General features: G+C 68.0%; 19 protein-coding genes. 18 read left to right on the top strand and 1 reads right to left on the bottom strand.

What is annotated here, in order from left to right; genetic code table 11:
* Positions 1 to 9 precede the first annotated feature (9 nt).
* The 14 genes from QZM67_RS04355 to QZM67_RS04290 all read left to right on the top strand — a co-directional run bounded on the left by QZM67_RS04355 (position 10) and on the right by QZM67_RS04290 (position 12,670).
* Positions 10 to 1,815, top strand: a complete 1,806-nt coding sequence (locus tag QZM67_RS04355; protein ID WP_301800926.1) for a DUF2341 domain-containing protein — start codon at positions 10 to 12, stop codon at positions 1,813 to 1,815.
* A gap of 18 nt (positions 1,816 to 1,833) precedes the next feature.
* Positions 1,834 to 2,244, top strand: a complete 411-nt coding sequence (locus QZM67_RS04350) for a biopolymer transporter ExbD (RefSeq protein ID WP_043177386.1) — start codon at positions 1,834 to 1,836, stop codon at positions 2,242 to 2,244.
* A 4-nt stretch (positions 2,245 to 2,248) separates the two neighbouring features.
* Positions 2,249 to 2,947 carry a TonB family protein gene (locus QZM67_RS04345; RefSeq protein WP_367620419.1) on the top strand — a complete coding sequence of 233 codons (699 nt, stop codon included), beginning with the start codon at positions 2,249 to 2,251 and terminating at the stop codon, positions 2,945 to 2,947.
* 91 nt (positions 2,948 to 3,038) lie between these two features.
* Complete coding sequence (locus QZM67_RS04340) at positions 3,039 to 4,850, top strand: putative porin (protein WP_301800922.1); 1,812 nt, start codon at positions 3,039 to 3,041, stop codon at positions 4,848 to 4,850.
* A gap of 12 nt (positions 4,851 to 4,862) precedes the next feature.
* Positions 4,863 to 5,546: a hypothetical protein gene (locus QZM67_RS04335; RefSeq protein ID WP_089452510.1), complete on the top strand. Its 684-nt coding sequence runs from the start codon at positions 4,863 to 4,865 to the stop codon at positions 5,544 to 5,546.
* A gap of 59 nt (positions 5,547 to 5,605) precedes the next feature.
* Positions 5,606 to 6,199, top strand: a complete 594-nt coding sequence (locus QZM67_RS04330) for a YbjN domain-containing protein (protein ID WP_301800920.1) — start codon at positions 5,606 to 5,608, stop codon at positions 6,197 to 6,199.
* The gene (locus QZM67_RS04325; RefSeq protein ID WP_301767910.1) at positions 6,196 to 6,639 is read left to right on the top strand and encodes a hypothetical protein; all 444 of its coding nucleotides are present in this window, start codon (positions 6,196 to 6,198) and stop codon (positions 6,637 to 6,639) included. Before QZM67_RS04330 ends, QZM67_RS04325 begins: the two co-directional genes overlap by 4 nt.
* A gap of 44 nt (positions 6,640 to 6,683) precedes the next feature.
* Positions 6,684 to 7,574 carry a peptidylprolyl isomerase gene (locus QZM67_RS04320; protein WP_301800919.1) on the top strand — a complete coding sequence of 297 codons (891 nt, stop codon included), beginning with the start codon at positions 6,684 to 6,686 and terminating at the stop codon, positions 7,572 to 7,574.
* Between the two features lie 8 nt (positions 7,575 to 7,582).
* Positions 7,583 to 8,413 (top strand): hypothetical protein, encoded by an 831-nt coding sequence (locus QZM67_RS04315; RefSeq protein WP_301800918.1) that lies wholly within the window; start codon positions 7,583 to 7,585, stop codon positions 8,411 to 8,413.
* A 46-nt stretch (positions 8,414 to 8,459) separates the two neighbouring features.
* Positions 8,460 to 8,843 (top strand): hypothetical protein, encoded by a 384-nt coding sequence (locus tag QZM67_RS04310; RefSeq protein WP_122949553.1) that lies wholly within the window; start codon positions 8,460 to 8,462, stop codon positions 8,841 to 8,843.
* Positions 8,844 to 8,919: 76 nt separating this feature from the next.
* Entirely contained in the window at positions 8,920 to 10,365 is a 1,446-nt protein-coding gene (locus QZM67_RS04305; RefSeq protein WP_301800917.1) for a Do family serine endopeptidase, read from the top strand.
* A 58-nt stretch (positions 10,366 to 10,423) separates the two neighbouring features.
* Complete coding sequence (locus tag QZM67_RS04300; RefSeq protein WP_301800916.1) at positions 10,424 to 10,903, top strand: YbaB/EbfC family DNA-binding protein; 480 nt, start codon at positions 10,424 to 10,426, stop codon at positions 10,901 to 10,903.
* A 44-nt stretch (positions 10,904 to 10,947) separates the two neighbouring features.
* Positions 10,948 to 11,484 carry a type 6 secretion system effector deamidase TecA gene (gene tecA / locus QZM67_RS04295; protein WP_367620418.1) on the top strand — a complete coding sequence of 179 codons (537 nt, stop codon included), beginning with the start codon at positions 10,948 to 10,950 and terminating at the stop codon, positions 11,482 to 11,484.
* A 292-nt stretch (positions 11,485 to 11,776) separates the two neighbouring features.
* Complete coding sequence (locus QZM67_RS04290) at positions 11,777 to 12,670, top strand: IclR family transcriptional regulator (protein ID WP_175025856.1); 894 nt, start codon at positions 11,777 to 11,779, stop codon at positions 12,668 to 12,670.
* A 109-nt stretch (positions 12,671 to 12,779) separates the two neighbouring features.
* On the opposite strand, the gene QZM67_RS04285 is transcribed toward QZM67_RS04290, so the two are convergent.
* Complete coding sequence (locus tag QZM67_RS04285; RefSeq protein WP_301800915.1) at positions 12,780 to 13,859, bottom strand: porin; 1,080 nt, start codon at positions 13,857 to 13,859, stop codon at positions 12,780 to 12,782.
* A gap of 444 nt (positions 13,860 to 14,303) precedes the next feature.
* On the opposite strand from QZM67_RS04285, the gene QZM67_RS04280 reads away from it, so the two are divergent.
* Genes QZM67_RS04280 through QZM67_RS04265 form a run of 4 tightly spaced genes read left to right on the top strand, consistent with a single transcriptional unit; the run spans position 14,304 to position 16,826 of the window.
* Positions 14,304 to 14,621 (top strand): non-heme iron oxygenase ferredoxin subunit, encoded by a 318-nt coding sequence (locus tag QZM67_RS04280; protein ID WP_006758060.1) that lies wholly within the window; start codon positions 14,304 to 14,306, stop codon positions 14,619 to 14,621.
* A gap of 1 nt (position 14,622) precedes the next feature.
* Positions 14,623 to 14,934, top strand: a complete 312-nt coding sequence (locus QZM67_RS04275) for a recombinase-like helix-turn-helix domain-containing protein (RefSeq protein WP_043177351.1) — start codon at positions 14,623 to 14,625, stop codon at positions 14,932 to 14,934.
* Between the two features lie 52 nt (positions 14,935 to 14,986).
* Entirely contained in the window at positions 14,987 to 16,063 is a 1,077-nt protein-coding gene (locus QZM67_RS04270; protein WP_175025854.1) for an aromatic ring-hydroxylating dioxygenase subunit alpha, read from the top strand.
* A complete protein-coding gene (locus tag QZM67_RS04265) occupies positions 16,056 to 16,826 on the top strand; it encodes an SDR family oxidoreductase (protein ID WP_175025853.1) in 771 nt (256 codons plus the stop codon). Before QZM67_RS04270 ends, QZM67_RS04265 begins: the two co-directional genes overlap by 8 nt.
* The last annotated feature ends 20 nt before the right edge of the window (positions 16,827 to 16,846 follow it).

Here is a 16,846-nt window from a genome sequence, read left to right as displayed (position 1 = left end):
GAGTGGATCGTGAAGCGAGTCTTGTTTTTCCTGTTGGCGGTGATGCTCGGCGTGCTGCCCGGCATCGCGAATGCATGGTGGCAGAACGACTGGTCGTACCGGAAGGCGATCACGATCGACGCGAGCGCGAAAGGTGCGAACCTCGCGGAATCGGCCGGCCGCGTGCCGCTGCTGATTCGCCTGCACTCGGGCAACTTCCAGTTCGACGGGCTGGCCGACAACGGCGCGGACATCCGCTTCGTCGCCGCCGACGACAAGACACCGCTGAACTACCACGTCGAACAATACGATCCGGTGCTCGGCGTCGCGCTGATCTGGGTGGACATCCCGAAGATGCCGGCCGGTGCAGCGGAGTCGATCTGGATGTACTACGGCAACAAGAAGGCGCCGGACGGCAGCAAGCCGGCCGAGACGTTCGATGCCGACTACACGCTCGTTTATCACTTCAACGGCGCGGCGGGTGCGCCGCCGAAGGACCTGACCGCATATGGCAACCACGCGCAGAACGCGTCGTTCCAGACGGTCGAGGATGGCATCGTCGGCAAGGGCGCGCGGTTCGACGGCAACGGGTCGCTGACGCTGCCGGCGAGTGCGTCGCTGAACGTACCGGCGGGCGGCAGCTTCACGTTCAGTGCATGGGTGAAGCCGTCGGCGCTTGCACCGAACACGTTGCTCTACAGCCGCCGCGACGGCGCGAACGCGCTGCTGATCGGCCTCGACAACGGCGTGCCGTTCGCGGAAGTCCAGGGCGCTGCAGGCAATCCGGCGCCGGTGCGCACGCCGGCCGCATCGCCGGTCGCCGCGAACCAGTGGACGTATCTCGCGGTCACGGCCGACGGCAAGAATCTCACCGTCTACGTGAACGGCAAGCAGGCCGCGCAGGTCGCGGCGACGCTGCCTGCACTGAGCGGCGCGGCAACGGTCGCGGCGGACGCAACGGGCGCACCCGCAGGGTTCGCCGCGTATTCGGGCGCGCTCGACGAACTGCGTCTGTCGAAGATCGCGCGCTCGCCGGCCGCGATCGCGGTCGACGCGCTCGCGCAGGGCTCGGAATCGAAGCTCGTCGCCTATGGCGCCGACGAGAAGCAGTCGGGCTTCGGCTTCGGCTACTTCGGCGTGATCGTGCAGTCGGTGACCGTCGACGCGTGGGTCGTGATCACGATCCTGCTCGGCATGGCGCTTGTGTCGTGGGTCGTGATGTGGACGAAGGCGCGCTACGTCGGCACCGTCGACAAGGCGAACCAGTATTTCGTGCAGCGTTTCCGCGAAGTGGCCGGGCGTCATCTGGTCGGCCTCGCGCATGTCGACGAAGCGAGCGCCGATGGCCGCCGGCTGTACCAGTCGTCGCTGTACCGGCTGTACAAGGCTGGCGTGCATGAAATCCACAGCCGCGTGGACAGCAACGGCCGCACGGTGATCACGTCCGAATCGATCGAGGCGATCCGCGCGTCGATGGACGCGACGCTCGTGCGCGAGAACCAGCGGCTGTCGAAGTCGATGGTGCTGCTGACGATCGCGATTTCGGGCGGCCCGTTCCTCGGGCTGCTGGGCACGGTGGTCGGCGTGATGATCACGTTCGCGGCGATCGCCGCGGCCGGCGACGTGAACGTGAACGCGATCGCGCCAGGTATCGCGGCCGCACTGCTCGCGACGGTCACGGGCCTGTTCGTCGCGATCCCCGCGCTGTTTGGCTACAACTACCTGCTGATCCGCAACAAGAACGTGACCGCGAACATGCAGGTGTTCGTCGACGAATTCGTCACGCGCCTCGCCGAAGCGCACCGCGCACCGGATCACGCGGTGCTGGCCGACTGACGCACGCAGGAGACCACCATGCAGGTTCAGGACGACGACAAGCCGTACGACGACATCAACATCACGCCGATGCTCGACCTCGCGTACGTGCTGCTGATCATCTTCATCATCATGACGACCGCGTCGGTGCAGGGCATCAAGGTCGATCTGCCGAAGGCGAGCTCGTCAGCGAGCCTCGCGAAGCCGAAGACGAAGGCGATCACGGTGGCCGATTCGGGGCAGGTGTTCCTCGACGCGTACCCGGTGACGATGGACGAGCTCGAAAGCCGGCTGCGCACCGAGAAGGCGACCAATCCGGAGTTTCCGATCGTGTTGAAGGGCGACGCGGGCGTGCAGTACCAGAAGGTGATGGACGTGCTCGACCTGTTGCGCCGCCTCGATCTGTCGCAGGTCGGTCTCGTGACCGGCAAGGCAAAGCAGGGCGGCTGACGCGATGGAAATGACCTACAACGGCGGCCCGCCGGACAAGGGCCCCGGCCGCTACGTGAAGCCCATCGCGATCGCGCTGGTGCTCGCCGGCGTGGCCGCGCTGATCTGGCATTTCGCGGGCGACACGGCCGGCGTGAAGCGCGTGAGCGCGCCGCAGGTGACGACGGTGATTCCGTTGCCGCCGCCCCCGCCGCCGCCGAAACAGAAGCCGCCGCCCGAGAAGGTGAAGGAAGAGGTCAAGACGCCGGTCGACCGGCCGACGATCGCGCCGAAGCCGTCCGAGGCGCCGAAGCCGTCGGACAACCAGCCGAAGCAGATGACGATGAATGCCGATGCGCAGGCGGGCACCGACAACTTCGGCATCGGTGCGGGCGACGGGTCCGGCATGCTCGGCAGCGGCGGGGGCGGCAAGTTCGGCAACGCGAGCTATGCGCAATACATGGTGTACGTGCTGCAGCGCGCGATCGAGCAGGACAAGGGCGTGCAGGAGGCCGGCGGCGCTCGGTTCGCGGGCAGCCTGAACCTGTGGATGGATGCGTCGGGGCGGATCACGAAGGTGACGGTCGCGCAGTCCACCGGCGACGCGAAGATCGATGCGGCCGTCGTCGCGGCGGTCGAAGCGCTTGGCAGGGTCGACGAGGTGCCGCCGCCGGCGACCTCGTATCCGGTGCTCGTCAAGCTTCAGGGGCGCAAGCCGGCATGACGATGCGTGCGCGAAACGACGAAAGAATCATGGGGTGGCGCCGTCGCACGGATGCTGCCGGAAAAGAAACGAAAATTGTTCGGAGCAGTCGATGATTCAGAAGATGAACGGACGGGGTGGGGTGCCCCGCAACGGCGCGCTGCCCGCGCGCCTGTCGCGCGTCGGCGCGGCGGTGCTGACGCTCGGGCTGGCCTGCGCGTCCGCCGCGCACGGGCAATCGCTCGAGGCGCAGGCGGCGTCGGGGAAAGCCGCGCCGACCGAGAGCGTGGTGATCAACCTGATCAACCTGCTCGTGAAGCGCGGCGTGCTCACGCAGCAAAACGCGAACCAGCTGATCAGCGAGGCGCGCACCGAGGCCGTGCAGGCGAGGTCGGCCCGCGCATCGGGCACGCCGGTCGTGGCGGGTGGGGTCGTCAATCCGCCGACACAGCCGGGCGATGTCGCGGTGCCGTACGTGCCGCAGCTCGTGCGCGACCAGATCCGCGACCAGGTGAAGCAGGAAGTGATCGCGCAGGCGAAGGCCGAGAACTGGGCGCAACCGAACACGTTCCCCGACTGGGTGTCGCGCATCAAGCTCGACGGCGACCTGCGCGTGCGTGACGAGTACCACTTTTATGGCGGCCGCAACACGAACGGCGTGACGAATTTCGCGGCGATCAACCAGGGCGGCGGGTTCGACGTCAACTCGAACACCAACAACACGCAGATTCCTACGCAGAACACGCGGGAGAACCGCAACAACCTGCTGCGCTACCGCGCGCGGCTCGGCGTGACGGCGACGCTGTCCGACGAGATGATCGCCGGCATCCAGCTCGCGAGCGGCAACGACAACGGGCCCGTGTCGACCACGGCCACCGCGGGCGGCGGCTTCGCGAAGAAGAACATCTGGCTGAACAAGGCGTTCTTCGCGTACCGTCCGACGCCGTGGCTGAACCTGACGGCCGGCCGGTTCGACAATCCGTTCTTCAAGTCGGATCTGGTGTTCTCGGACGATCTGATGATGGACGGCCTCGCCGCGAACCTGCGCCATGCGCTGCCGTGGAATCCGGACGTCACGCTGTTCGGCACGCTCGGCGTGTTCCCGATTCAGTACACGAGCGAGAACTTCCCGTCGAACAGCACCGACAAGGCCGGCAGCGACACGAAGTGGATGTTCGGCGCGCAGTTCGGTGCCGACTGGAAGATCGACGCGAAGAACCGGCTGCGCGGCGCGGTCGCGTACTACGACTTCCAGAACATGCGCGGCACGCTGTCGTCGCCGTGCGCGCTGTATCTGGGCGCGACGAGCTGCAGCACCGACAACGAGGCGCCGGCATTCATGCAGGGCGGCAACACGCTGGTCGCGCTGCGCAACATCGTGCAGAACCCGAATCTCGCGCCGGGGATGACACCGCAGCCGCAGCTCTTCGGCCTGGCCTACAACTATCGGCTGCTCGACCTGAAGGCGCAGTGGGACACGGTGGTGGCCGATCGCTTCAAGCTGCGTCTCGACGGCGAATACGTGCGCAACCTCGCGTACAACGACAACAAGGCGTTCGCGGCGGCGTCGCTGCCGGTCAACAACTACGATTCGACGTCGGTGAACGCGACGCGCGCCGACTATCGCAGCGGCCCGAACGGCTTCCTCGCGAAGGCGACGTTTGGCGAGCCGGAGCCGCGCGAGAAGGGCCAGTGGAACTTCTCGATCGCGTACAAGTACCTGCAGCCGGACGCCGTGCTCGACGCGTTCAACGATCCCGACTTCCATCTCGGCGGCACCAACGCGCGCGGCTACGTGCTCGGCGCCGCGTATGCGGTCGCACGGGACACGTGGGTGTCGGCCCGTTACCTGAGCTCGAAGGAAGTGTACGGGCCGCCGGTATCGATCGACGTGCTGCAGATCGAGCTCAATGCTCGCTTCTGACCGGAGCCGCGGATGAACACGATCACTCGCACGATGTTCGCGGCCAGCGTGGCCGGCACGCTGCTGCTTGCGGCCGGCGGCGCACACGCGCAGAGCATCGAGGACAAGCTGCGCAGCCAGTTGCGCTCGACCGTGCAGGAGCTGCGCCAGTTGCAGGACAACCAGGCGCAGTTGCAAAGCGACAAGGTGGCGGCCGAGAAGCAGCGCGACGACGCGCTCGCGCAACTGAAGGCGATGCAGGGGCAACTGGCGGCCGCGCATGGCGACTCGGGCGCCGAAGCGGCCGCGAAGCGCGCGCTCGCGCAGGAGCGTGCGGGCCGCGAGCAGGACGCGAAGTCGCTCGCGAAATACAAGTCGTCCTACGAGGACTTGCTCGCCGTGTCGCGCGCCCGCGATACGCAGCACACGCAACTGCAGAAGGACGTGGCGGCGCGTGACACGCAACTGAAAACCTGCCAGGCACACAATGCCGAGCTGTATCGCGTGGGGCACGAGATTCTCGACGCCTATGAGCACGTCGGGATCGGCACGCTGTTCTCGTCGCGTCAGCCGTTCGCGCAGTCGGCGCGCGTGAAGTATGACGACATTGCGCAACGCTACGGCGATGCGCTGTATGCGGGCAAGTACGACCCGGCTGCGCGGCCCGTTGCCGCCACGCCGGCACCGGCATCGGCCGCTGCGGCGAACCCGCAGTGAGCGCGCGGCCCGCAGCCGGGGTCGAACCGATCGATTCGTTGAATACGGGGAACACAGACATGCAAGACAAGCAATCGAACGCCGGCGACGAACGCGCGGCACACGATGCGCCGATCGAAGCGATCAGCGCCGACCGCCTCGCCGACGTGCTGCGCCGCGCGGGCTACCGCGTGACGGCGGCCGAACAGAACGGCGCGGTGCAACTGATGAGTGCGAGCCAGGGCATCGGCTTCGCGGTGCGCTTCGGCAACCCGGCCGCCGTGCTCGCGCCGCAGGGGCCCGACGCATCGCCCGCGTCGCTGCTGTTCATCGACTACACGCTGTCGTGCGTGCTGCAGGTGCAGGGTGAATTGCCGGCCGAACTCGTCGCGGACTGGAACCGGACCAAGCGCTTCGCGCGTCTCGCGAGCCACGGGCCGTTTCTCGCGCTGGAGATGGACGTGGTCGTCGCGGGCGGCGTGTCGGAGCGCTACCTGCGCTCGACGATCGAACTGTGGGATCGCCTGATCCAGGAATTCCTGCTGCACCTGCGCAATCGTCCTGCGATGGCCGAGCAGGAAGCGGCGGCGCGCGCGGCGGCAGGCGATCCGGCCACCGCGTCGGCCGCCGAGGCGGCAGTGGAAGTCGCCGGGCTCGAGGCCGCCGCGCAGTGACGCTCGGCGCGAGCTGGCGCGCCGGCCGCCGGATCGGCGCCGCGCTGCGGGCGCTGCTGCCCGGCCGTGCGCGGCACGACGCGGACGCGATCGCCGCCGGCGATGCACCCGCCGCGTGGGGCGCGTATGCACGGCGCATCGCGCAGTGGCTGCAGGCGACGCTCGACGGCGACGACGCAGCGGTGTGCCGCCTGCGCGCCGGCATCGAGCGCTGGGCCGGTGAGCTTGCCGATGCCGGCGACGACGGTCCCGAGCTGCCGGTGCGTGCGTGGCTCGACCGGTACGGGCACGTGACGCGCATCGACAGCGGGGCGGCCGGGCAACCGGAACTCGACGCGGCGCTGCACGCCGCACTCGTCGGCCGGGCCGTCGGCGCGGCGCCGCCACGCGGGATGGCGCAGCCGCTCGTCCTGCGCATGACGCTGACGGACGCGCGCTGATGCAGCGTCCGCATTTCAAGAGCAATCGAGAGGGCAGTCGAACGATGAAGACGAAGATGAAGATGCTGGCGATCGTGGCAGGCGGTCTCGTGCTGGCCGTGCCGCTCGTTTCGCACGCGCAGGACGACGTGATCGCGAATGCCGCGCAGGCGTCGGTCACGCAGGCCGATATCGCGGAGCTGTTGAAGGCGGTGAGCCCCGAAGGGCGTGAACGTCTCGCGGCCGATCCCGGGGCGCTGGGCCAGGTCGTGCGCTCGACGCTTGCGCAGAAGGCCGTGCTGGCCGAGGCGAAATCGAAGGGCTGGGACAAGCAGGCGCAGGTGCAGGCGGCTGTCGAGCAGGCGCAGCGCGATATCGTCGTGCGCAGCTATCTGGCGTCGGTGAATGCGCCGCCGGCCGACTATCCGTCGGACGCGGAGCTCCAGTCCGCGTATGACAAGAACCGCGCCGCGTTCACCGCGCCGCGCGCCTTGCACGTCGCGCAGATCTATATCGCGGTGCCGCCGAACGCGGATGCCGCGACGCTCGACAAGGCGCGCAAGCAGGCGGCCGATCTCGCGAACCGCGCGCGCAGTGGCGACTTCGCGGCGCTCGCAAAGGCGAACTCGCAGGACAAGGCGAGTGCCGCGAATGGCGGCGATCTCGGTTTCGTACCCGATCAACTGATGGTGCCGGCGGTCCGGCAGGCGGCCGACGCACTGAAGCCGGGCCAGGTCTCCGCGCCGATCCAGACGCCGGCCGGCTTTCATGTCGTGAAGCTGATCGACATCCGCGCGGCGGCGCCGCGCCCGCTGGCCGACGTGAAGGAGCAACTGCGCGCGATGCTGCGTGCGCAGCGCACCCAGCAGAATGCGCAGGCGTATCTCGCGAAGCTGGCTGCGAACGCGTCGATCAACGAAGACGCGCTGAAGAAAGCGCTCGCGTCTGCCCGGTAGGCACGCTCATGGCAATCGTCCGTTCGACACCGCGCGTCGACGCGCCCGACGCGCGCACGCCGGGGCGACGCCGCCCGGCCGCAGCCGCCGACCGCCCGCGCATGCCGAAGGCCAACCCTTGGCCGGGCCGGCCCGGCGAGTGGCCCACGCATTGCCCGCTGTGCTTCGGCGCGCTGGAGCCGTTGCCCGGTGCGGGCGGCTACGCGAGGCACCGGAGCGCGCGGTGTTCCGCGCAGTGCGTGCTCACGACACGCCAGTATCAACCGGACGAACTGACGATTCGCGGCTCGCGCGACGTGCAGGTCGCCGCCCGGCACCGCGAGCGCTTCGTCGCGCAGTGGGCACGCCATTACGCGCTGATGCGGCGGGCGTGGCCCGCACTCACGATCGGCCGCTTCATCGCGGTGGTCGCCTGTGTCGACGTCGCGGATCTCTGGTCGTACCGGATGTTGCGCGACGACGATCTGGCGGCCGTGCTGCTCGTGCTGGCCGGCTTCCTGCGTGTGCCGGACGCGGCGGGCACCGATGCGCCGGGCCCCGACCCGCGCGCGCCGACGGTGCGCTGGGTGCGGTTCTGGTTCGACGCGAGCGTGCGCGACGTCGGCGATCTGTGGACGGCCGGCAGCGGCGCACCGGCGCTGTTTCGCGTCGACTATCGCGAACCGCTCGTCACGCCGTATCCGACCGGCGCGCAGGTCCATGCGTGGCAGCCGGTCGACGACATGCGCGACGCGTGGGTGCAACGGATCGATGCGCAAGAGCCTGCCGTCGAAGCGGCCGATAGCGCGGCGTTCGCGCGTTTCCTGGCGCGCGCGGCGACGCCGGGCACGCACCTGTGATGGCGGCCGTGAGGGCGCCATGGCGCCATTTCTGAAGGAGGCGCACATGAAGATGCGACGAAGCGGAATCGCGACGATCGTCTGCCTGCTGCTGGCAGCCGGTGCGCACGCGCAGGGGGGGCGCGCGGCGGCGAGTGCGGCCGTGCCCGCGCCGGCCAGTCCGGGCTCGGCCGCGAAGCCGGTGTGTGTCGATGCGGAAGTCGACGGCAAGCGCGCGCTGTCGTACGACTGCCTGAGCCAGCAACTGAAGCCGAAGGCCGACCCGCAGGCGGGGGCATCGCAAACGGATTCGGAGCGGCTGTCGAAGCAGCCGTCGAACCGTCTCGGCACGTTCAACCTGTCGACCGAGCGGAACCGTTTCGGCTCGAACTGGGGCCGGTCGGTGACGCCGCAGCGGCCCGATGCGCCGGTCGCGGTGCCGCCGAAGTAATGCACGCGGCCGAGCGTGGGGCGCAGGTATCGACGAGCCGGCTGCGTTCCGGTGCGAACTGACGAGGAGCAGCAACATGACGGCGGGCAAGCACACGAACCGGGCGGCGATGCTGCGAGCGATGGCCGGCCGGCTGGCATTGGCCTGTGCGTGCGCGTGCGGTTGTTCAACGGCAACGGCTGCCGAGCGGCCAGCGCAGCCGGGTGCCGCATCGCCAACGCCAACGCCAACGCCGACCGTCGCGCTGCCGAATTTCGCCGCGCTGGTGCGGCGTGTCGGCCCGGCCGTCGTCAACATCAGCGTCACGCGCGAAGTCACGCAGATGGGCATCCAGTTGCCGCCCGGCATCGCGCCCGATCATCCGCTCGCGCCGTTTCTGGCGCGGCACGTGATCGGCAACCGCGAGGAAGTGAGCCTCGGCTCCGGCTTCATCGTCAGTGCGGATGGCGTGATCCTGACCAACCGGCACGTGGTCGGCGACGCCGTTGCGATCGATGTGAAGCTGACCGACAAGCGGCAGTTCAAGGGGCGCGTGATCGGCAGCGATCCGGTATCCGATGTCGCGGTGATCCGCATCGACGCGCACAACCTGCCGGTCGTCGCGACCGGCGACCCGGCGCGCACCGAAGTGGGCGACTGGGTGATGGCGATCGGTTCGCCTTACGGGTTCGCGAACACGGTCACGCAGGGCATCGTCAGCGCGAAATCGCGCTCGTTGCCCGGCGAGCGGGCGATCCCGTTCATCCAGACCGACGTGCCGATCAACCCCGGCAATTCGGGCGGCCCGCTGTTCGACCTCGGCGGCCGCGTGATCGCGATCAACTCGATGATTTTCTCGAAGACGGGTGGTTATCAGGGGCTCGCGTTCGCGATCCCGATCGATATCGCGCTCGACGTGAAGGACCAGTTGCTGCGGACCGGCAAGGTCACGCGCGGCCGGCTCGGCGTGGCCGTGCAGGAGGTGAGCCAGGCGCTCGCGCGTTCGTTCGGCCTCGCGAGCCCGGACGGCGCGTTGATCACCATGGTCGAACCGGATGGCCCGGCCGCACACGCGGGCCTGCAGCCGGGCGACGTCGTGCTCGCGGTCGACGGCAAGCCGGTTGCCGAATCGGCGGACCTGCTCGGCACCGTGGCGGGCATGCGGGCCGGGCGGCAAGCCGACCTGCTGGTGTGGCGCGCGGGACGGGCGATGCACGTGAGCGCGACGGTTGGCGCATTCGACAGCGGCACGGCGTCGGCCGGTGGCGAGCAAGGGCCCGCGCGGTTCGGGCTCGCGCTGTGCGCGGCGACCGAGCAGGAGCGCCAGCGGCTCGGTGTCGGCCAGGCGCTCGTCGTCGAGCAGGCGAGCGGGCAGGCCGCCCGCGCGGGCTTGCAGCCCGGCGATATCGTGCTGTCGGTCAACGGCACGTCGGTCGCGAGCATCGGCGCGCTGATGACCGAGATCGACGCTGCGCACGGTAACGTCGCGCTGCTCGTCCAGCGTGGCGGCACGCGGTTGTATGTGCCGATCGAGATCGGTTGAGGGGCGCATGACACGACACGACGCAGCACGACGGCGAACCGTCGAAACGGGAGACGGAATGAAGCGAATGCAGGCGTGGGGCGCATCGGGATGGCTGCGGGCGATCGTCGTCGCGTGGGCGCTGGCCGTATGCGCCGTGCCGGCCGTCGCGCAGACGGCCGACGTGCCGCAGACGTGGATCCGCTACGGACAGCTCGCCGGGCAGCAGTTCCAGACCTGGCTCGAAGCCGACGGCGACGCGGCAGACCGTCTGCACCGCTATCTGGAGGCGCGTGTGCTGAACGCGCGTGCCGATGCGCCACCGCCCGCGATCGTCGTGCGCGCGTGGATCGGGGCGAACGGCGCCGTCACGCGCGTCGAATTCGCGTCGCTCGGCGATCCCGACGCGGACGCGACGCTGCGGCAACTGCTCACGGCCGGCCCGCTGGCGGAACCGCCGCCGCCCGACATGCTGCAGCCGTTGCGCGTGCGCCTGCGGCTCGCGCCGAATCCCGATGCGGCCGCCGCCGCGCCGGCATCGGCGGCGCGCATGCCGTGATGCCCGGGGGCAGGCGTCGACGTAACGGGATGTCGTCATAAGATATGAGGTTATTGCGTTGGCGGGACGATGACGCCTCGCTTCTTCGACAGGAGCCACCCATGCAACTGACCCCGTTGGGCGCGCATGTCGCCCAGTTCGGTTTCCCCGAGCGGCAGAGACACGTGCAGGCGCTGATCTCCGGCACGGCCGATATCAACACGTATGTTTCCGCCGGCGTCTGCTACGATGCCGCAGCCTATGTGCGGTACCTGATGCGCGCTGACGCGATGATCACACCCAACACGTTGCTCGACACGATCGGTCAGCACTGGCGGCCGCGGTTCAACTTCGAGAACGGCGGCGAATGGGACGGGCACGCGCCCATTCAGGCCGGGACCGCGGTCGGCTTCTCGCGTGGCGGCACGGTCTTTCATGCGGCGATCGCCATCGGCGGCACCCGGATCCGCGCCGTAAACGGCGGGCTTCTCGGCAGCGGATGGCGGTATGCGGTCGATCTGGCAAGCGTGCTCGAACCGGACGCGGCCGGCGGCTTCAAGTACGACCGCACGAACATCCGGGTTCATCTGTCGCACCTGTAGCCTGCGGGCGTCTCGGCGGTACATGCCACGGTGGTCTCGATCAGTCGGTGGCTCGCCTCGCACACGGCCGGGCGGCGGCTGTTCCGCCGTCCGGCGATTTCCGCATGGCGTCGCGCTGCCCATCGCTGCTATCCTCTCGACCGTGAATGACTCTTCCGGGAGTCGTGGCGGCGCATGCTGCGTCGCGGCGAAGTGCGCGGGTGCAACTGCGTGCGCGCCGGGGCGGCATGACCGGCCGTCCGCGACGATCCATGACCTGTTTCGTAATTGATTTCCTCCCGTCCATGCCCACATGGCCAAGACAACGATGAGCAACGCACCCGACCAAGCCGCGCCCGGCGACGATGAATCGTCCGGCGGCGGTTCGTCCTATCTGGTGCCGGGGCTCGAACGCGGGCTGCGGATTCTCGCCGAATTCTCCGCGCGCGAGCCCGTGCTCGGCGCGCCCGAGTTGTCGAAGCGCATCGGCATTCCGCGCACGACCACGTTCCGCCTGCTGCAGACGCTCGAAGCGCTCGGTTTCCTCGAGCGCGTGAACGGCGACCGTTATTTCCGGCTCGGCGTCGGCGTGCTGCGGCTCGGCTTCGAATACCTGAATTCGCTCGAACTGACCGATCTCGGTGCGCCCGTGCTCGAACGGCTGCGCGACGCGACCGGCCTGTCGACGCACCTGCTGATCCGCGACCAGCGCGACGTCGTGTTCGTCGCGAAGGCGCAGAGCAACGCGTCGATGTTCGGTTCGGTGAAGGTGCACGTCGGCACGCGCCTGCCTGCGCACGCAACCGTGCATGGCCACGTATTGATGGGCGACCTGACGCGCGACGCGCTGCGCCAGCTCTATCCGGAAAAGCGCCTCGAGCAGTTCACCGAGCGCACGCCGGGCACCGTCGACGAGTTGTACGAACGCGTGCGCCATTACGCGCGGCTCGGCTACGCGGTCAGCGAGGCGGCATTCGAGAGCGGCATTTCGGCCGTCACCGCGCCCGTGCGCGATCATTCGGGCTCGATCGTCGCGGCGATCACGGCGACGGTGCCGCGCTCGGAGATCGGCGAGGCCGGCGAGAAGGAACGGCTCGTCGAAGCCGTGTGCGGCGCGGCGGTCGACCTGTCGCAGCGGCTGAACTATCGTCCGCTCGAAAGCGACCCGACGTTCGCACACGCGCGCCACAAGGTCGCGATGTTCTGAGTGTTCCGATGTGCGGCCGGCGGCCGTGCCAGTGCAATGCGCGAAAGACAAAAGCGGCCCGTGGGCCGCTTTTGTCGTTTCAGGCGGCGAAGCGCCTGCCACCGTTCGTTCAGAACGAGTGGTGGATCCCGGTGAGCACGATTACCTGGTTCGCGGTGCTCGACACGCCTGCCGTGAAGAACGCGGCCTGTGCACCGCCCGAACCGTGCTCATACAACACGTTCGCGTACAGCTGCGTGCGCTTCGACAGCGAATAGATGTCGCCGAGCTCGACCTGCGTCCAGCGGCGGCCGGCCAGCGTCGTGGTCGCCGCGCCGCCCGCGATCGTGTTGAACGCGCTGCTGCGGTAGTTCACGCCCGCGTCGTAGCTCTGGAACGTATCCGAAAAGCCGTTCGACTGCATCTTCGTGCGCGTGTACAGGCCGTGCACGAGGAAGTCGCCGAACTGGTAGGACGCACCCGCGCCGATGTTTTCCACCTTGCTCGCGGTATAGCCGGTCGCGGTGTTCTGCCCCTGGAACGACGTGATGCCGGTCGTGCTGATCAGGATCGCGCGGTCGTGCTCGTTCGAGTACACGGCCGACGCCTTGAACGGCCCGTTCGCGTAGTTCAGCGCGACGCCGACCGACTTGCCGGTCGAGAAGTTCGTCGTGTTGCCGAGCGCCATCGTCGCGGCGGCCGAGAAGCCCGCGAAGGTCGGCGAGCGGTACTTGACCGAGTTGTTGTACGGCACGTTGCCGGTCGCGGCGAGCCCGTCGATGTTGCCGGGGTGGAACGCGTACCAGCTCATCGCGAGGTAGGCCGTGCTGAGCGGATCGAGATAATCGAACGACAGCGGCGTCTGGCGGCCGAGCGTCAGCGTGCCGTAGCGTTCCGAGCTGAGGCCCACGAACGCCGCGCGGTTCCAGATCGTGTTCGCGGTCGCGAACTGGCCGTTGTTCGTATAGAAGCCGTTTTCGAGCTGGAAGATCGCCGACAGGCCGTCGCCGAGGTCTTCCTTGCCTTTCAGGCCCCACCGATCGGGCTGCGTATTGCCCTGGATCATCGCCCACTTCGCATGGCCGCCGACGTTGTTCACGTACGCGACACCCGCATCCATGCTGCCGTACAGCATCACGCTGCTCTGCGCCCACGCGCCCGACACGGCGCCCAATCCGATCACTGCTGCTGCTACCGCATGCTTGACCATTTGATCTCCTGAATCTCCAACCTGATGAAAACGTGCCGTGGCGGCATGCGCAGGAACGGCCGGCCGTCGCGCGTTCTCGCCATCGGGTGGGCATTTTTATGTTCCATATAAGGAACGATGTGCCTCTGATGGAATAGAGTATAGAGGCGTCACGCACCGGATCAAAAATAATTTTTTCGGGACGGATGGGTTTCCGACCGATGCCCGGCGTCGGTGCGCGAAGCCCGCGTAAACCCGGTAAATCCCCGTTATATAACAAAAAATTTCATTTACTGAGATGGATGGACGTGATCGCCGACCCGACGGTCAGTGTTTTCCCTAGGGCATGCACCTTTTTGTTTTACTCGTGGAAAGTCGCTCCTATAATCACCATCCATAAACTGCTGTTCCTGGTATGGAACAAATCGGAACCAACCGAGAGTCGATCAGAAGGAAGGGTGTGAGATGTCTGAACAATGGGTTTGCGCCGGACACGCCGGCGCGCTGTCGGAAGACACGCCGATCGAGTTCAAGCGGACCGACGGCGTCGAGATCGGGATCTATCGCGTCGGCGATGAGGTGTACGCGCTCGAGAACGTGTGCCCGCATGCGTACGCGCTGCTGACGCAGGGGTTCGTCGACGAAGGCACGGTCGAATGCCCGTTGCACGAGGCCGTGTTCGACATCAAGACGGGCGAATGCCTGAAGGGTCCGGGCGGACGCGCACTGAAGCAGTACGCGGTGCGTCTCGCCGGCGAGGAAATCCAGATCAAGGTGGAATGACATGAAAGAAGCGACCGTCAACTTCAATCCCTTCCTGAAGCCGTGGGTGGCGCCGCAGCCGAACAACGTCGCGGGCAAGGGGCAGATCGAGATCCCCGGCCAGGTCGAGAACCAGGTCTGGCAGAACCGCAAGGCCGCACCGACCCAGTACGAAAACGACCTCGGCGATGCGCTCGAACGCGTGTTCGAAGCCGGCGCGATCGAGCTGGACGACGTCGTCGCGGGCCTGAACCGTATCGGCTTCCGCGCGCCGGACGGCACGGCGTGGACCGCCGAGCGTTTCCGCGCCGAAATGGCCGCGCTGGCGGAATGAGCGCTTGAGCGCCGATCGCCGACCCGACGACAACCGCATCCGGAGCACACTGATGACGTCCCCCGTACAACACGCAGTCCAACACGACCCGGTCCGTGACTATCTCGACCGCGGCATCAAGAACTACTGGTATCCCGTCGCGCCGAGCTGGCAGGTGTCGAATGCGCCCGTCGGCCTCACGCGCCTGTCCGAGCAGATCGTGCTGTGGCGCGATCACGACGGCAAGGTTCACGCGCTGGAAGATCGCTGCCCGCACCGCGGCGCGCGCCTGTCGCTCGGCTGGAACCTCGGCGGCAACATCGCCTGCTGGTATCACGGCATCGAAGTCGACGGCGGCGGCACCGTGAACCGCGTGCCGGCCGTGTCGAACTGTCCGCTCGAAGGCACGAAGTGCGTGAAGTCGTATCCGGTCGAAGAGAAGGCCGGCGCGATCTTCCTGTGGTTCGGCGATGAAGCGCACGGCGAGCCGGCGCCGCTGAACCTCCCCGAGGAACTGGTCGACGACGAGTACGGCCACTTCCTGTGCGTGTCGAACTGGAAGTGCAATTACCAGTACGCGATCGACAACGTGATGGACCCGATGCACGGCGCGTACCTCCATGCCACCTCGCACTCGATGGCCGAAGGCGACAAGCAGGCCGACATGCGCGTGCGCAAGACGGAAACGGGGCTGATGTTCGAGAAGATCGGCCAGCGCGACGTGAACTTCGACTGGGTCGAGCTCGGCGAAACGGGCTGCCTGTGGATGCGCCTCGCGATCCCGTACAAGCAGAAGTTCGGCCCGGGCGGCAACTTCGGGATCATCGGCTTCGCGACGCCGGTCGACGGCGACAACTGCCAGGTCTACTTCTGGCGCACCCGCAAGGTCAGCGGCTGGCAGCGCGACGTGTGGCGCTTCATGTACCGCAACCGCCTCGAGGGCCTGCACTGGGACGTGCTCGAGCAGGACCGCTACGTCCTCGAAAGCCTCGCGCCGAATGCGCGCGATCACGAATACCTGTACCAGCACGACGTCGGCATGACGCGCGTGCGCCGGATGCTGCGCACGCGTGCGCAGGAGCATCTTTCCGCGCTCGACGCGCATCGCGCGGCGCAGGCGCAGGCCGCATCGGAGCCGGCAAATGGCTGAGCGCGCTCCGGTCGTGTCGCTCGCGGGGCGCCGCGTGCTCGTCACGGGCGGCGCGCGCGGGCTCGGCGCGGCGTTCGTGACGGCGCTCGTCGAAGCGGGCGCGCAGGTCGCGTTCGGCGACGTGCTGGCCGACGAAGGCCGCGCGCTTGCCGCGCAACTCTCCGAAGCCGGCCATGTCGCCCATTTCTTCGCACTCGATCTTGCCGATCCGGCGAGCGTCGATGCGTTCGTCGCGCAGGGCGCGGCGGCGCTCGGCGGCATCGACGCGCTGATCAACAACGCGGCGATCACGAACTCGGGCGGCAAGCTGTCGACCGAGCTCGACGTGTCGACGTGGGACGCCGTGATGAACGTGAACGTGCGCGGCGTGTGGCTCGTCAGCAATGCAGCGCTGCCGCACCTCGCGCAGTCGGGCCGCGGCGCGATCGTGAACCTCGCGTCGGACACCGCGCTGTGGGGCGCGCCGAAGCTGCTCGCGTACGTCGCGAGCAAGGGCGCGGTGATCGCGATGACGCATGCGCAGGCACGCGAGTTCGGCGCGCACGGCGTGACGGTCAACGCGATCGCGCCGGGGCTCACCGAAGTCGAGGCCACGGCCTACGTGCCGGCCGAGCGCCACGCGTTCTACATGCAGGGCCGCGCGCTGACACGCGCGCAGGTGCCCGACGACGTGACGGGCCCCGTGCTGTTCCTGCTGTCGGACGGCGCGCGCTTCGTGACGGGTCAACTGCTGCCGGTAAACGGCGGCTTCGTGATGAATTGATTGAATTGAAGTTTTCACTC

The sequence above is a fragment of the Burkholderia sp. AU45251 genome (assembly GCF_030482905.1).
GTDB classification, from domain to species: Bacteria; Pseudomonadota; Gammaproteobacteria; order Burkholderiales; family Burkholderiaceae; genus Burkholderia; species Burkholderia aenigmatica.
This window is presented reverse-complemented; position numbering and strand designations above follow the sequence as displayed.

What these genes read in the sequence shown, in the direction of transcription:
- QZM67_RS04350 (WP_043177386.1), top strand. Translation starts at nt 1,834, where the DNA reads ATGCAGGTTCAGGACGACGACAAGCCGTACGACGACATCAACATCACG.
- QZM67_RS04345 (WP_367620419.1), top strand. Translation starts at nt 2,249, where the DNA reads ATGGAAATGACCTACAACGGCGGCCCGCCGGACAAGGGCCCCGGCCGC.
- QZM67_RS04340 (WP_301800922.1), top strand. Translation starts at nt 3,039, where the DNA reads ATGATTCAGAAGATGAACGGACGGGGTGGGGTGCCCCGCAACGGCGCG.
- QZM67_RS04335 (WP_089452510.1), top strand. Translation starts at nt 4,863, where the DNA reads ATGAACACGATCACTCGCACGATGTTCGCGGCCAGCGTGGCCGGCACG.
- QZM67_RS04330 (WP_301800920.1), top strand. Translation starts at nt 5,606, where the DNA reads ATGCAAGACAAGCAATCGAACGCCGGCGACGAACGCGCGGCACACGAT.
- QZM67_RS04320 (WP_301800919.1), top strand. Translation starts at nt 6,684, where the DNA reads ATGAAGACGAAGATGAAGATGCTGGCGATCGTGGCAGGCGGTCTCGTG.
- QZM67_RS04315 (WP_301800918.1), top strand. Translation starts at nt 7,583, where the DNA reads ATGGCAATCGTCCGTTCGACACCGCGCGTCGACGCGCCCGACGCGCGC.
- QZM67_RS04310 (WP_122949553.1), top strand. Translation starts at nt 8,460, where the DNA reads ATGAAGATGCGACGAAGCGGAATCGCGACGATCGTCTGCCTGCTGCTG.
- QZM67_RS04305 (WP_301800917.1), top strand. Translation starts at nt 8,920, where the DNA reads ATGACGGCGGGCAAGCACACGAACCGGGCGGCGATGCTGCGAGCGATG.
- QZM67_RS04300 (WP_301800916.1), top strand. Translation starts at nt 10,424, where the DNA reads ATGAAGCGAATGCAGGCGTGGGGCGCATCGGGATGGCTGCGGGCGATC.
- tecA (WP_367620418.1), top strand. Translation starts at nt 10,948, where the DNA reads ATGAGGTTATTGCGTTGGCGGGACGATGACGCCTCGCTTCTTCGACAG.
- QZM67_RS04290 (WP_175025856.1), top strand. Translation starts at nt 11,777, where the DNA reads ATGGCCAAGACAACGATGAGCAACGCACCCGACCAAGCCGCGCCCGGC.
- QZM67_RS04285 (WP_301800915.1), bottom strand. Translation starts at nt 13,859, where the DNA reads ATGGTCAAGCATGCGGTAGCAGCAGCAGTGATCGGATTGGGCGCCGTG.
- QZM67_RS04280 (WP_006758060.1), top strand. Translation starts at nt 14,304, where the DNA reads ATGTCTGAACAATGGGTTTGCGCCGGACACGCCGGCGCGCTGTCGGAA.
- QZM67_RS04275 (WP_043177351.1), top strand. Translation starts at nt 14,623, where the DNA reads ATGAAAGAAGCGACCGTCAACTTCAATCCCTTCCTGAAGCCGTGGGTG.
- QZM67_RS04270 (WP_175025854.1), top strand. Translation starts at nt 14,987, where the DNA reads ATGACGTCCCCCGTACAACACGCAGTCCAACACGACCCGGTCCGTGAC.
- QZM67_RS04265 (WP_175025853.1), top strand. Translation starts at nt 16,056, where the DNA reads ATGGCTGAGCGCGCTCCGGTCGTGTCGCTCGCGGGGCGCCGCGTGCTC.